Source organism: Streptomyces sp. NBC_00996 (assembly GCF_045162675.1).
GTDB lineage: Bacteria > Actinomycetota > Actinomycetes > Streptomycetales > Streptomycetaceae > Streptomyces.
Window position 1 is genome coordinate 9,920,007 of the sequence record NZ_CP108723.1, and the last position, 13,408, is coordinate 9,933,414.

12 protein-coding genes and 1 pseudogene are annotated in these 13,408 nt (G+C 69.9%); 9 read left to right on the forward strand and 4 right to left on the reverse strand.

The genetic code is table 11. The features are described from left to right. Window positions 1-272 precede the first annotated feature (272 nt). Window positions 273-710, forward strand: a pseudogene (locus OG390_RS45885) (hypothetical protein); the annotation flags it as partial. Window positions 711-820: 110 nt separating this feature from the next. Here the strand turns inward: OG390_RS45885 and OG390_RS45890 are convergent. The 3 genes from OG390_RS45890 to OG390_RS45900 form a co-directional block, all read right to left on the reverse strand. Further along, the gene (locus OG390_RS45890; RefSeq protein ID WP_406176366.1) at window positions 821-1,360 is read right to left on the reverse strand and encodes a hypothetical protein; all 540 of its coding nucleotides are present in this window, start codon (window positions 1,358-1,360) and stop codon (window positions 821-823) included. A gap of 226 nt (window positions 1,361-1,586) precedes the next feature. After that, window positions 1,587-2,351 (reverse strand): hypothetical protein, encoded by a 765-nt coding sequence (locus OG390_RS45895; RefSeq protein WP_406176368.1) that lies wholly within the window; start codon window positions 2,349-2,351, stop codon window positions 1,587-1,589. Between the two features lie 15 nt (window positions 2,352-2,366). Further along, window positions 2,367-2,960 (reverse strand): hypothetical protein, encoded by a 594-nt coding sequence (locus OG390_RS45900; protein ID WP_406176370.1) that lies wholly within the window; start codon window positions 2,958-2,960, stop codon window positions 2,367-2,369. 259 nt (window positions 2,961-3,219) lie between these two features. On the opposite strand from OG390_RS45900, the gene OG390_RS45905 reads away from it, so the two are divergent. The 5 genes from OG390_RS45905 (at window position 3,220) to OG390_RS45925 (ending at window position 8,989) form a co-directional block, all read left to right on the forward strand. Further along, window positions 3,220-4,164 (forward strand): SCO0930 family lipoprotein, encoded by a 945-nt coding sequence (locus tag OG390_RS45905; protein WP_406176371.1) that lies wholly within the window; start codon window positions 3,220-3,222, stop codon window positions 4,162-4,164. Window positions 4,165-4,663: 499 nt separating this feature from the next. Next, window positions 4,664-5,476: an SAM-dependent methyltransferase gene (locus OG390_RS45910; RefSeq protein WP_406176372.1), complete on the forward strand. Its 813-nt coding sequence runs from the start codon at window positions 4,664-4,666 to the stop codon at window positions 5,474-5,476. Then, entirely contained in the window at window positions 5,473-7,608 is a 2,136-nt protein-coding gene (locus OG390_RS45915) for a putative bifunctional diguanylate cyclase/phosphodiesterase (RefSeq protein ID WP_399093917.1), read from the forward strand. Before OG390_RS45910 ends, OG390_RS45915 begins: the two co-directional genes overlap by 4 nt. 118 nt (window positions 7,609-7,726) lie before the next feature. Further along, window positions 7,727-8,149, forward strand: a complete 423-nt coding sequence (locus tag OG390_RS45920) for a hypothetical protein (protein ID WP_406176375.1) — start codon at window positions 7,727-7,729, stop codon at window positions 8,147-8,149. A gap of 60 nt (window positions 8,150-8,209) precedes the next feature. Continuing rightward, complete coding sequence (locus OG390_RS45925; RefSeq protein WP_406176377.1) at window positions 8,210-8,989, forward strand: oxidoreductase; 780 nt, start codon at window positions 8,210-8,212, stop codon at window positions 8,987-8,989. A gap of 20 nt (window positions 8,990-9,009) precedes the next feature. On the opposite strand, the gene OG390_RS45930 is transcribed toward OG390_RS45925, so the two are convergent. After that, window positions 9,010-9,891 carry a LysR family transcriptional regulator gene (locus OG390_RS45930; protein WP_406176379.1) on the reverse strand — a complete coding sequence of 294 codons (882 nt, stop codon included), beginning with the start codon at window positions 9,889-9,891 and terminating at the stop codon, window positions 9,010-9,012. Between the two features lie 121 nt (window positions 9,892-10,012). On the opposite strand from OG390_RS45930, the gene OG390_RS45935 reads away from it, so the two are divergent. From OG390_RS45935 to OG390_RS45945, 3 genes are read left to right on the forward strand one after another with little or no spacing between them, the layout of a single operon-like run. Then, window positions 10,013-10,684 carry a succinate dehydrogenase gene (locus OG390_RS45935; protein ID WP_399093908.1) on the forward strand — a complete coding sequence of 224 codons (672 nt, stop codon included), beginning with the start codon at window positions 10,013-10,015 and terminating at the stop codon, window positions 10,682-10,684. 1 nt (window position 10,685) lies between these two features. Then, complete coding sequence (locus tag OG390_RS45940; protein ID WP_406176381.1) at window positions 10,686-12,635, forward strand: fumarate reductase/succinate dehydrogenase flavoprotein subunit; 1,950 nt, start codon at window positions 10,686-10,688, stop codon at window positions 12,633-12,635. Beyond that, window positions 12,632-13,381 carry a succinate dehydrogenase/fumarate reductase iron-sulfur subunit gene (locus tag OG390_RS45945; RefSeq protein WP_406176383.1) on the forward strand — a complete coding sequence of 250 codons (750 nt, stop codon included), beginning with the start codon at window positions 12,632-12,634 and terminating at the stop codon, window positions 13,379-13,381. Before OG390_RS45940 ends, OG390_RS45945 begins: the two co-directional genes overlap by 4 nt. Window positions 13,382-13,408 lie beyond the last annotated feature (27 nt).

Sequence of the window (13,408 nt, forward strand, 5' to 3'; positions counted from 1 at the left end):
TCATTGTCGGGGGCAACAACGGGATCGGGCCGGGCAACATCGGGATCGGGCCGGGCAACATCGGAATCGGGGGCAACATCGGGATCGGGCCGGGCAACATCGGGATCGGGCCGGGCAACATCGGAATCGGGGGCAACAACGGGTTCGGCCAGGGCAATAACCACGGGTTCAACAACAACGGCTACGGGCAGGGCAACAACCACGGGGGCGGTCAGGGCAACAACAACGGGTTCAACAACAACGGCTTCGGGCCGGGCAACGGGGGTTCGAGGAACATCGTCGCCACACCCAACGTCATCGCCGCCGGCGGCCGGCTCACGGTATCGGTCGACGGGTGCCGCAACGGTGGCACGATGACGTCGACCGTGTTCCGGCGCGCGACCCTCTCGCGGATCGGGGGCAACAACAACACGGCGACCGGAACGGCGATCATCGAACGTAACACGAGCCCCGGTTCGTACCCGATCACGGTCAACTGCGTGGGGGTGGGCGGCCTGGACCGCCCCAACGCCTTCACTGTCATCGGCGTCATCGGCACTCTGCCCGGCGACCCCCACCCTCCAATCGGCGGCTCCCGCGCCGGTCTCGGCGGCAGCAGTTCCACGGGCGCCACGCCCACCGACATGGCGATCGGCGGCGGTCTGGTGGCCGCGGCCATCATCGGCGGCGGCGTGTTCTGGTTGCGCCGCAGGTCCGAGAAGAGGATCTGACCGCCCCCTTCGGCGGACCGGCCCTTCCCCGACGGAGACCGCGCGGGACAACCAACCCTTCGCCCTGGACCCTCTCGAAAAGGCCCGGGGCGAAGGGGCCTGTCGCTCCGTCAGGAATCGTCGGCCGTGCCGCGGCGGCGCGCCATGTACCAGGCCGCACCGACGGAGCCTGTGATGAGCGCGGTTCCCAGGCCGATCTCCTTGAGGTCGAAGCCGCCGGCGCTGCCGCCGACACCGGCCCTGACACCCCGTTCCACGGGGACCGCGTCAGGCGTCGGGTCGTCGCCTTGACGTCCGGCGCCGATGGTGAGCTCCGTGTGACCGCTCACTCCGTCGCACGTGAAGGTCACCTCGTGCACGGCACCCGGTTTTGCGTCCCGGTCGACCGTGGCCGTGGCCGAGGACTGACCCGGCCGGATGGTGACGGTGTCGAAGACGCCCGAGGAGACCGTGGCGCCGCCCTTGCACCCCCCGTCGTTGTTCAGCAGCAGCCCGACCCTGCCGCCCGCGGAGATGGTCGACGGCTGGACGCCGAAACCGAACGGGGTGACGTTGTGGTCGTCCCCGTCATCGGCGACGGCGACGGGTGCCAAGAAGGTCAGGGCGGTCACGCTCAGCAGTGCGGCCGAAGCGACGCGTATCGCGTGCATGGTGAGCCTCCGGGTAACCGAGGAGCCTTGCCGCGGACCTGTTCCGCTGTGCGTCGGACATGCGCCTCGTTGATCGACACGCTAGGAAAGGGCGCGCGCGGGCGCGATCGCAGTCGCGCGAATGGGGCAATTCTGTGGGCCGTACAGGGGATGCTGTGCGTGCAATCGGGGGACGGGTGCGGCGTGGCGCCCGTCCCCCGGCCGCCGGGTGTCCGACAAGGGTCCGTCACCCGGGGAGGTGCGGGAACAGCGCGGTGAACGGTTCCGCCGAGGCGGTGATCCCCCGGCTGTAGGGCGCGTCGAAGTCCCAGATCAGGAAGAGCAGGAAGGCGATCAGGGCGGAGAACAGCCCCGCGAGAATCAGCTCGCGGGTGGTGCGCCGGATCTGCAGCGCGAAGACCATCCCGACGGTGACCACGGCGCCGGTGATCAGCCCGAACCACACCACGCCCGGCATGGTCGCCCCCGCCGAGTCGGCGCGGGCGCCGCGCGCGGTGTCCGCCGCCGTCACCTGGTCGAGAAGCGGCTGGTACGCCTGCGCTTCGAAGTCCGTCTTCGGCTGGTAGTCCGTGACGTCCTGGCGGATGCGGTCGAAGAGCCGGCCGCCCTGGGCGGTGACATGGCCGTCCTCCGCCATGGTCTTCCATTCCTTCGTGACGACGTGGCCGACATACGCGTTGACGTCGCCGCGGATGCGGTCGCGTACGTCGGGTGGGTACACGCGGACCCGCTCCGAGATCTCGTGCAGGGCCTGGGCCTCCGCCTGCACATGGTCCTGGGCGCCGCTGCGGGCTTCCCAGACGCCCGCGATGGCCAGGCCCAGAACGATGGCGTACACCACGCCGATCATCATGGTCATGTACTCGATCACGTCCGGGGTCTCGGACGGATCCTCGTCCTCCGGGGCCCTGCGATGACGTACGAGGGCCACGATGAGGACGACTGCACACGCCGCCGCCATCGCGAGGGCGAGAACAAGCCAATCCGACAAAGATGCCTCCATGGGTCAGCGCGGGCGCAGCGCCGCGACGGCAAGCACCGCGGGCGCGGTGATGAGCAGGGTGAACGAGACCAGCGACGGGCCGCCGCGGGACGGGTGCTTGTGCGGCGGGGTGCGGTACGCCGGATAACTCACCGGGGTCGGCGACGGCTCGGGACGCTTCTTCGGGTGCTCGGGGTGGGCCCTCGGCGTCGGTGTCGGCGTGGGGGTGGGCCGTGGCGCCACGGGCCGCGGCGCCGGAGGGGGCGGGGAAGGCGGCCGTTCGGGATTCGGCGCGTGCGTGGGTGAGGGGGGCGGCGTCGGCTTCGGCTTCGGGGTGGGTGTCGGCGTAGGGGTCGGTGTGGGCGTGGGCGTCGGACAGGGCGGTGGTGGTGTGGGGCACCAGGTGGTGTCCCCGGCGACCGCCACCGCGCCGCTGCCCGCGACGGCCACCGCCGTGGTCCCGCCGCCGTCCGGGTCGGTGGAGGCGTACGCGCACGCGTCGGCCGTGGCCGTACCGCTCGGCGCGCCGACCAGAATCCAGGTGAGTGCGAGCAGCGCCAACACCCGTATGGCGAGGGCGGATAGGGTCCGTTTTGGTCCTTGCACGACGAAGATCATGGGCCGCGCAGCGCCTGCGTATGCCGGAGTGCCAGGGGATTGCCCCCGAATTGGGGACGTGCGCCTTCCGGCGGTTTGACGGACCGCTGGGGATGCGCCTGTGGGTGCGCACACATGCACGAACCTCCCGGTTCGTGTCACAGGGTTCGGAAAGAAATTTGTGAGCCGATTGAACACTCCCGCCACTCCCGCCCGTACCTAGGGCCATGCGCGGCGCAGCAGGGCGCTGCAACACCAACGCGAACAGCGGGAGTTACCAATGAAGACCTCCTGGCGGAGCGCCTCACTCGTGGCGACAGCTGCGGCCGTGCTGGCGCTCACGACGGCGTGCGGTCAGGAACAGGGCACCCAGTCGACGGGGAGCCAGAACGTGGGAGCCACCGCGGCCGCCGGTGATTACGGATCGAGCACGAGCCCCGGCAATGGCTACGGTGCTGATTCCGGGACCCAGCAGAGCGCCGCGGCCCAGGCGGAATCCGCGGGTCAGCTCGCTGTTACCGAAAGTGCGAAGCTCGGCAAGGTGCTGACCGACAGTGCCGGATTCACCCTCTACCGGTTCGACAAGGACACGGCCGAACCGCCCAAGTCGAGCTGTGACGGCGACTGTGCGAAGGCCTGGCCGCCGGTGCCCGCCGAGGGCGCCGAGGCCGCCACCGGAGTGGACAAGACGCTTCTTGGCGAGGTCACCCGGTCGGACGGCACGAAGCAGCTGACCATTGCCGGCTGGCCGATGTACCGGTACGCGAAGGACACCAAGGCCGGGGACGCCAACGGCCAGGGTGTGGGCGGCACTTGGTTCGCCTCGGCCCCCAATGGCAAGAAGGCGACGCTGGCCGACCTGCCCGGCCTGTCGGTCCGCAAGGATCCGAAGCTCGGCGACATCGTCGTCGACAAGAACGGCATGACCGTCTACCGCTTCATGAAGGACCAGGCCTGGCCCGTCTCGAAGTCGGCCTGCACCGGCGCCTGCCTGGAGAAGTGGCCCGCGGTCGCGCCGGTCTCCGCGGATGACACCAAGGGCGTCAAGAAGAAGGGCCTCATGGGCTTCACCCGCCCGGACGGCGTCAAGCAGATGACGGTCAACTGCTGGCCCATCTACACCTTCTCCGGTGACACGGCTCCCGGGGACACCAACGGTCAGGGCGTGGGCGGCACGTGGTACGCCGTTTCGCCCGACGGAAAGCCGGTCGGCGCGTCGGAGTAGAGGATCACCTCCCCAGGGTTGATTCGCCTCGCCAGACAGCAACGGAACGCGGAAGGGAGGGGACGCAGACAGGCAAGTGTGCCGGACGAACGGAACAACGCGCGCGACCTTGGGTCCGCCCCCTCCGCACCGCACGGAGGGGGCGGACCGTTTGACGTGCCCGGACGCGAAAGGCCTCGGCGGCCAGGACTGCCGGACAGTAAAAGATCTTGCCGTTCCGTGACTGTTGAGCCGTGAATGATCTTGGCGACTCTGCGGTTACCGTGGCCACTCTTCGTAACTCCCCGGAGCTTTTTGGAATGCTTCGGAGCGATTTCGCAGGGACGGTGAGCGGCGTGTTCGGGTGGCGTTCGCGGAGCGTCAATTCGGCACTTGCCGGAGGCAGTGACCGGGAACGGACGGTCAATTTCCGTTTTGGCTCGCTCCTTTGCCGGGCGATCAGTAGCCTCAGCTCGAACACCGGATCGCCTACGCCGTCGACTACGCCTTGGAGAGATAGATGGAGCGTCCCGCCTGGGCCCCCCGGAACATTGACATCTCGGTGCCGAGCGTGTCCCGTATGTATGACTACTACCTGGGCGGTTCGCACAACTTCGAGGTCGACCGGGAAGCGGCACGCAAGGCGATGGAGTTCATGCCGGGACTTCCCAAGATCATGCAGGCGAACCGAGCGTTCATGCGCCGCGCCGTGCGCTTCGCGGCCGACGAGGGCATCTCCCAGTTCCTGGACATCGGTTCAGGCATCCCGACCTTCGGAAACGTCCACGTGGTCGCCCAGGCGGCCAGGCCCGGCGCGCACGTCGTGTACGTCGACCACGACCCGGTGGCCGTCGCGCACAGTCAGGCCGTCCTGCGCGGCAACGAGTACGCGGACGTCGTGGCCGCCGATCTCCTCAAGCCCCAGGAGATCCTGGCGAGCCCTCAGGTTCAGCGTCTGATCGACCTGAACCGGCCGATTGCCCTCCTTCTCGTTGCCATACTTCACTTCGTGGAGGACGCGGACGACCCGTACGGAGCGGTGGCGGAACTGCGCGACGCGCTCGCGCCGGGCAGCCTGCTCGTCGTCACGCATGCCTCCTACGAGGGAATTCCGCTCCCGCCGGAGCGGGCCGAGGGCGCGGTGGACGTCTACAAGAACATCCGCAACCCGCTGATCATGCGCTCGCGCGAGGAGATCGCGCGGTTCTTCGAGGGGTACGACATGGTGGAACCCGGGCTGGTGCCGATGCCGAACTGGCAGCCCGACACGGCACTCGAGGACGAGGATCCCTATTCCTTCTCCGGGTTCGCCGGCGTGGGGCGCACGGCGTGACCGCCGAGCCGGACGGCCCGGAGGACAGACTGCGCCGGTTCGCGACGATCTGGAGCCGGGCCGTCTTCCCGGTCACCTCGACGTCGCTGACCCGGCCCGAGTTCGAGCAACAACTGGTACCGCTCGCCCAGCGGTTGAGCGACGCGCTGCGGGCCAGGACCTTCGACGCGGCCGAGGGCCAGGCGGTCGGCGCCGCGCTCATCGCCGCGCACTGCACCGACCCGGAGGCGCTCAGCCGCGCCCTCGACTGCGTGGACGCGTATCTGGTGCTCTACTGCGGTGAGGACGGTCCCCAGGAGGCGTTGCGGACCCGGTCGGCGCGGCTGCAGCACGCCATGGCCGCCGGATTCGCCCAGGCGCTGCGCGAGCGGACGCTTGCCGAGCAAGAGGCCATCTCCCAGGCGGCGTTGAACGCGCGCAGCGCGGTGGCCGAGGCACTGCACGCCAGCGAGGCCCGCTTCCGCGCGGTGTTCGAGGGGGCGGCCATAGGGATCGGCATCGCCGACCTCGAAGGCAACATACTGCAGGTCAACGGAGCCCTGCTGCGTATGTTCGGCGGCTCCGAGCAGTCGATGCGCGGCCGCAAGGTCCCCGAGTGGACGCACCCCGAGGACGCTCCTCAAGTGTGGCGCCTGTACGAGGAGCTGGTACGCGGCGAGCGCGAGCACTACCACGTCGAAAAGGCCTTCTACCGTCCCGACGGAACCGCCCTGTGGACCAATCTGACGGTCTCACTGCTGCGGGACGCGGATGGTGCACCCCAGTACCAGCTCGCGCTGATGGAGGACACCACCGAGCGGCGGCTGCTCAATCTGCGGCTGCGCTACGAGGCCACGCACGACGCGCTCACCGGACTGCCCAACCGGACCCTGTTCTTCGAGCGCCTGGAGAAGGCGCTGTCCGCGGGTGAGGGCCAGCGCTTCGGCCTGTGCTACCTCGACCTCGACGGCTTCAAGACCATCAACGACAGCCTCGGGCACGCCGCGGGAGACCGACTGCTCGTCGAGGTCGCCGACCGGCTGCAGTCCTGCGCGACCGCCCCCGGCGAGATGGTCGCCCGGCTCGGCGGCGACGAGTTCGTGGCGCTCACGACGGGCCCCGACACCGAGCGCGAGGTCGACGCGCTCGCCGACCGCATCATGAACGCCCTCATCACCCCGGTCCGTATCGACGGCCGCGAACTGACCGTGCGGGGCAGCATCGGCATCGTCGAGGGACCGGCCGGTGAGCGCGGCCCCGCCGAGGTGCTGCGCAGCGCCGACATCACGATGTACCGGGCCAAGTCCGCGGGCGGCAACCGCTTCGAGCTCGCCGATCCCGAGGCCGACGCCCGTGCCATCACCCGGCACGGGCTCACCACCGCGCTGCCCGCTGCCCTGGACCGGGGCGAGTTCTTCATCGAGTACCAGCCGCTGGTGCACCTCGGTGACGGCAGTGTGCGCGGCGCCGAGGCGCTGGTGCGCTGGCTGCACCCGCAGCACGGCGTCCTCGGCCCCGACCGCTTCATCCCGCTCGCCGAGCACACCGGGCTGATCGTTCCGCTCGGCCGCTGGGTCCTGGAGCAGTCCGTGCGACAGGCCCGAGCGTGGCAGGAACGACACGCCACCGCCGGCCCGCTGCGGATCAACGTCAACCTGTCGCCCTGCCAGCTGACCCATCCCGGCCTGGTCCAGGACACGGTCGACATCCTGGAGCGTGAGGGGCTCGACGCCGACACGCTGTGCCTGGAGGTCACCGAGTCCGCGCTGATCGGCGCCGACGACGACCTCCTCAAGCCGCTGCGGCGCCTCGCCGACATGGGCGTCGACATCGCCCTCGACGACTTCGGCACGGGCTACTCCAACCTCGCCAACCTGCGCCGCCTGCCGGTCAGCATCCTCAAGCTGGACCGTTCCTTCACCCGGGGCATGCAGCAGTTCCCCGCGGACCCGGTCGACCTGAAGATCGTCGAGGGCATCGTCTCCCTCGCCCACAGCCTCGACCTCGCGGTCACCGTCGAGGGCGTGGAAACGGGCGCCCAGGCCGAGCAGTTGCGGATACTGGGCTGCGACACGGCCCAAGGCTGGTACTACGCCCGCCCGGGCCCGCCCGAGCGGCTGCACGAGCTGGCGCTGGTGGACGCGACCGGCTGAGGCTCGACGCACGGCGTGGCCTCCTGGGAAGGAGGCCACCCCGCTGCGCTGTCCGGGCTCCTGTCAGCGTCGGAGTGCGCCGGAGCACCGGGGCGGCGCGCGGGGGATGAGCGGACGGATGGCGGACGAACAGCGGATCGTCGGCCGGGAGGAGTTCCGCTACGGATTCGGCAACGCGCTGACGCCCGCCGAGTCCGGCGAGCTGCATGAGCGGCCGACGATTCCCTCGCCGGGTCGGCCGCTGTTCCAGGCCGCGCTCGCCGACTTCGCCCGTCGCTCCCCGGCAGCCGTGGCCACGGGCAACGCGGACCGCGGCCCGCTGCTGATGATCTCCGGCCAGGCCGACCACACCGTCCCCGACGTGGTGACACGCTCGGCGTACAAGCGCTACGGCGATTCGCCGACGGTCACCGACCTCAAGCAGTTCCCGGACCGCGGCCACGCGCTGGTCGTGGACCACGGCCGGCGGACCGTCGCCGAGTACGCCCTCCCGTGGTCGGCCGACCAGGACATCCACGGCCGCGAGGCAACACGCGCCTGACGGGACATACATCCAATCGGCGCCCGGTGGCCGGGTGCCGCAGCGAAGGAGTCGAGACGAATGAGCACGGAACTTCAGGGCAGGACCGCGGTCGTGACCGGCGCCAGCAAGGGCATCGGACTCGCCGTCGCGGAGGCACTGGCCGGGGCGGGGGCGACGGCGGTCGCCGGATCACGCACCACCTCGCCGGGCCTGGACGCGCTGATCAAGCAGGGCACCGTCACCTGGGTGCCCGTCGACCTCACCGAACCCGACGCCTCCGAACAGCTCGTGGCGGCGGCGGACGGCCGGATCGACGTCCTGGTCAACAATGTCGGCTCGGCCCCGGCCCGCACCGGCGGCTTCCTCTCGGTCACCGACGAGGACTGGGCCCGCACCGTCGACCTGAACCTGCTGACCGCCGTACGGGTCACCCGAGCCGCCCTGCCGCTGATGCTGCAGGCCGGCCGGGGCTCGGTGGTGACGGTCGCCTCGGTCAACGCCACCCTGCCCGACCCCCTGGTGATCGATTACAGCGCGGGCAAGGCCGCCCTGGTCGCCTTCTCCAAGGCGCTGTCGAAGGAGGTGGGCCCCCAGGGGATCCGCGTCAACACCGTCAGTCCGGGCCCGGTCGAGACGGAGCTGTGGCTGGGCGGCGACGGAGTGGCCGCGACCGTCTCGGCCGCCGCAGGGATCACCCCCGACGAGGTGGTGGCACGGGCCGCCGGCGCCACGGTCACCGGCCGCTTCTCCCGGCCGCAGGAGGTCGCCGAACTCGTCCTCTTCCTCGCCGGCGACCGCGCCCGCAACATCACCGGCAGCGACCTGGTCATCGACGGAGGATTCATCCCGACCCGGTGACGACCCGGCCGAGCAGGCGGTCAGCGCTCCAGCAGCCTCCGCTGCAGCTCCCGGGCCGCCCGTGGCGGAGCCACATCGCTGCGATGCGCCAGCGCGATCGTCCGGTGCAGCCCGGGCCGGGCCAGCGGTGTCACCCGCAGCCCCCGCCCGGACCGGGTCGCGACCATACGGGGTACGACGGCCACGCCGAGCCCCGCCCGGACGAAGCCCAGCACGGCGTCCATCTCGCCGCCCTCGACGGCGAAGTCGGGTTCGAAACCCTCGGCCCGGCACGCGGCCACGGTCAGTTCTCGCAGGTCGTAGCCGTGCCGGAACATGACCAGACGCTCGCCCTCCAGGTCGGCGATCCGTACCGTGCGGCCGCGTCCCGGCGCGGCCGCGTCCGGCGACGACACCACCACCAGGTCCTCGCGCAGCAGCTCCACCGTGGTCAGCGCGGGGGACGGCGTGGGCAGGGGCAGGACGACCAGGGCGAGATCGAGGGCGCCGCGTGCGAGTTCTCGTACGAGATCGTGCGAACCGCCCTCCTCGATCAGCAGCCGGATACCCGGATAGCGGTCGTGAAAGGCGCGCAGCACGTCCGGGAGCAGACCGGTGCACACGCTCGGGGTCGCGCCCAGACGGACCCGGCCGCTGCGCAGCTGGGCCAGTTCCTGCACTTCGTGCCGCGCCGTGTCCGCGTCGGCCAGGATGCGCCGGGCCAGCGGCAGCAGCGCCTCGCCCGCGTCCGTCAGCGTGATGTTCCCGCGCGCCCGCAGGAACAGATCCGCCCCCAACTCCCGCTCCAGTGCCTTGATCTGCTGGGACAGGGACGGCTGGGCCACATGGACCAGATCGGCGGCCCGGGTGAAGTGCCGGGTCTCGGCAACCGCCACGAAGTACTGGAGCTGTTGGAACTGCACACCAGCCACGATAGCCCATGCCTATGGAATCGAGCCGGACCATGTCTTGGACCGATCGGCCCTTGAGGCCCTAGCGTTCCGTGACATGGCTCTGGCAACGCGGACGGACCGACGGCCGTCCATGGCACGCACCGTGTGGGACAGCTCCGTCGGCAAGAAGACCGTGATGGCCGTCAGCGGACTGATCATGGTGCTGTACCTGGTCGCTCACATGATCGGCAATCTGAAGATCTACTTCGGGGCGGGCGAGTTCAACCACTACGCGCACTGGCTGCGCACCGTCGGCGAACCCTTCATGCACTACGAGTGGACGCTGTGGCTCATCCGCGTGGTGCTGGTCGTCGCCGTCGTCGCGCACGCCGTCTCCGCGTACCAGCTCAGCCGCCGCGACATCAAGGCGCGCCCCAGCAAGTACGTCCACAAGAAGCCGCGGGCGAGCTACGCCACGCGCACCATGCGCTGGGGCGGCATCATCCTCGGCCTGTTCATTGTCTGGCACATCCTCGACCTGACGACCGGCACCGTGCACTCCGGCGGCTTCCAGGAGGGCCACCCGTACCAGAACGTCGTGGACACCTTCTCCACCTGGTACGGCAACGTCATCTACATCGTCGCGATGCTCGCGCTCGGCCTGCACATCCGACACGGCTTCTGGAGCGCGGCACAGACCCTGGGCGCCGGCCGCCGCACTCGCGACCGCGCCCTCAAGACCGTCGCCAACGTCTTGGCGCTGGTGCTGACGGCGGGCTTCATCTGCGTACCCGTCGGTGTCATGACTGGAGTGGTGAGCTGACATGAGCGCATACACCGAGTACGCGACCGGGGACCCGGTCGTCGACGACAAGGCCCCGGCCGGCCCGGTCAACGAGCGCTGGGACACCCGCCGCTTCGAGGCCAAGCTGGTCAATCCCGCCAACCGGCGCAAGCACACGGTGATCGTCGTGGGCACCGGCCTGGCGGGCGGCTCGGCCGGCGCCACGCTCGCCGAACAGGGCTACCACGTCGTCCAGTTCTGCTACCAGGACTCGCCCCGCCGCGCCCACTCGATCGCCGCTCAGGGCGGCATCAACGCGGCGAAGAACTACCGCAACGACGGCGACTCCATCCACCGGCTCTTCTACGACACCGTCAAGGGCGGCGACTTCAGGGCGCGCGAGTCGAACGTTCACCGGCTGGCGCAGATCTCGGTGGAGATCATCGACCAGTGCGTCGCGCAGGGCGTGCCCTTCGCCCGCGAGTACGGCGGTCTGCTCGACACCCGCTCCTTCGGCGGCGTCCAGGTGTCACGGACGTTCTATGCCCGAGGTCAGACGGGTCAGCAGCTTCTGCTCGGCGCCTACCAGGCGCTGTCCCGGCAGATCGCCGCGGGCAACATCGAGATGCACCCCCGGACCGAGATGCTCGACCTGATCGTGGTCGACGGGCGGGCGCGCGGGATCGTGGCCCGCGATCTGATCACCGGGAAGATCGATACGTACTACGCGGACGCGGTGGTCCTCGCCAGCGGCGGTTACGGCAACGTCTTCTACCTCTCGACGAACGCCATGAACTCCAACGCCACCGCGATCTGGCGGGCGCACCGGCGCGGCGCCTACTTCGCCAACCCCTGCTTCACCCAGATCCACCCCACCTGCATCCCGCGCACCGGCGACCACCAGTCCAAACTCACGCTGATGAGCGAGTCACTGCGCAACGACGGCCGCATCTGGGTCCCGAAGGCCCAGGGCGACACCCGCCCGCCGAACGAGATCCCCGAGGACGAGCGCGACTACTACCTGGAGCGCATCTACCCGTCCTTCGGCAACCTCGTGCCCCGCGACATCGCCTCCCGCGCCGCCAAGAACGTCTGCGACGAGGGCAGGGGCGTGGGCCCGGGCGGCCAGGGCGTCTACCTGGACTTCGCCGACGCGATCCGCCGGATGGGCAGGGCGAAGGTCGAGGAGAAGTACGGCAACCTCTTCGACATGTACGCGCGGATCACCGCCGAGGACCCGTACTCGGTCCCGATGCGGATCTACCCCGCCGTGCACTACACGATGGGCGGACTGTGGGTCGACTACGACCTCCAGACCACCATCCCGGGCCTGTTCGCGGTCGGCGAGGCGAACTTCTCGGACCACGGCGCGAACCGGCTCGGTGCCTCGGCCCTGATGCAGGGCCTGGCCGACGGCTACTTCGTACTGCCGTCGACGATCAACGACTACCTCGCCCGCAACCCGCACCACGGCGAGGTGACCGACGCACACCCCGCCGTCCAGGAGGTGCTGGCCGAGACCGAGGACCGGCTGCGGCTGCTCCTCGCCGTCGACGGCGACCGCACGCCCGACTCCTTCCACCGCGAAGTCGGCGAACTCATGTGGGAGTTCTGCGGCATGGCCCGCACCGAGACCGGGCTCCGCAAGGCACTCGAGCGCATCCCGCAGATCCGCGAGGAGTTCTGGCGGCGCCTCAAAGTCCCGGGCACGGGCGAGGAGTTCAACCAGTCCCTGGAGAAGGCCAACCGCATCGTCGACTATCTGGAGCTCGCCGAGCTCATGTGCCTCGACGCGCTGCACCGGTCCGAGTCGTGCGGCGGGCACTTCCGTGAGGAGTCCCAGACGCCGGACGGCGAGGCCGCCCGCAAGGACGAGGAGTTCTCGTACGCGGCCGCCTGGGAGTTCACCGCCACCGGTGACGCACCCGTCCTGCACAAGGAAGACCTTCTCTTCGAGTACGTCCACCCCACTCAGCGGAGCTACGCATGAAGCTCACCCTGCGCGTCTGGCGACAGAAGAACGCCGACGCCGACGGAGCGATGTCCACATACGAGGTGGACGACATCTCGGCCGACATGTCCTTCCTGGAGATGCTCGACACCCTCAACGAGGAGCTCATCCTCAAGGGCGAGGACCCGGTCGCCTTCGACCACGACTGCCGCGAGGGCATCTGCGGTGCGTGCTCCCTCGTCATCAACGGCGACGCGCACGGGCCCGAGCGCACCACCACCTGCCAGCTGCACATGCGGTCCTTCCAGGACGGCGACACGATCGACATCGAGCCGTGGCGGGCGTCGGCCTTCCCGGTCGTGAAGGACCTGGTGGTGGATCGGTCGGCCTTCGACCGGATCATCCAGGCCGGCGGCTACATCACCGCCCCGACCGGCGCGGCGCCCGAGGCCCACGCGACGCCGGTGCCGAAGCCCGACGCGGACTTCGCCTTCGAGCACGCCGAGTGCATCGGCTGCGGCGCCTGCGTGGCGGCCTGCCCGAACGGCGCGGCGATGCTGTTCACCTCGGCGAAAGTCAACCATCTGAACGTGCTGCCGCAGGGCGCGCCCGAGCGGGAGACCCGGGTGCTCGACATGGTGGCGCAGATGGACGAGGAGGGGTTCGGTGGGTGCACGCTCACCGGGGAGTGCGCGACCGCCTGCCCGAAGGGCATCCCGCTGTTCTCCATCACCAGCATGAACAAGGAGTGGCTGCGGGCGACCCGCAAAGCGGGCCGGCGCTAGCCGTACGTCGTTCGCCGTCAAGGTGCG

Bases quoted from the DNA above. Each gene is read 5' to 3' on its own strand.
- OG390_RS45905 (WP_406176371.1), top strand. From the start codon at position 3,220: ATGAAGACCTCCTGGCGGAGCGCCTCACTCGTGGCGACAGCTGCGGCC.
- OG390_RS45890 (WP_406176366.1), bottom strand. From the start codon at position 1,360: ATGCACGCGATACGCGTCGCTTCGGCCGCACTGCTGAGCGTGACCGCC.
- OG390_RS45910 (WP_406176372.1), top strand. From the start codon at position 4,664: ATGGAGCGTCCCGCCTGGGCCCCCCGGAACATTGACATCTCGGTGCCG.
- OG390_RS45935 (WP_399093908.1), top strand. From the start codon at position 10,013: ATGGCACGCACCGTGTGGGACAGCTCCGTCGGCAAGAAGACCGTGATG.
- OG390_RS45945 (WP_406176383.1), top strand. From the start codon at position 12,632: ATGAAGCTCACCCTGCGCGTCTGGCGACAGAAGAACGCCGACGCCGAC.
- OG390_RS45925 (WP_406176377.1), top strand. From the start codon at position 8,210: ATGAGCACGGAACTTCAGGGCAGGACCGCGGTCGTGACCGGCGCCAGC.
- OG390_RS45940 (WP_406176381.1), top strand. From the start codon at position 10,686: ATGAGCGCATACACCGAGTACGCGACCGGGGACCCGGTCGTCGACGAC.
- OG390_RS45900 (WP_406176370.1), bottom strand. From the start codon at position 2,960: ATGATCTTCGTCGTGCAAGGACCAAAACGGACCCTATCCGCCCTCGCC.
- OG390_RS45920 (WP_406176375.1), top strand. From the start codon at position 7,727: ATGGCGGACGAACAGCGGATCGTCGGCCGGGAGGAGTTCCGCTACGGA.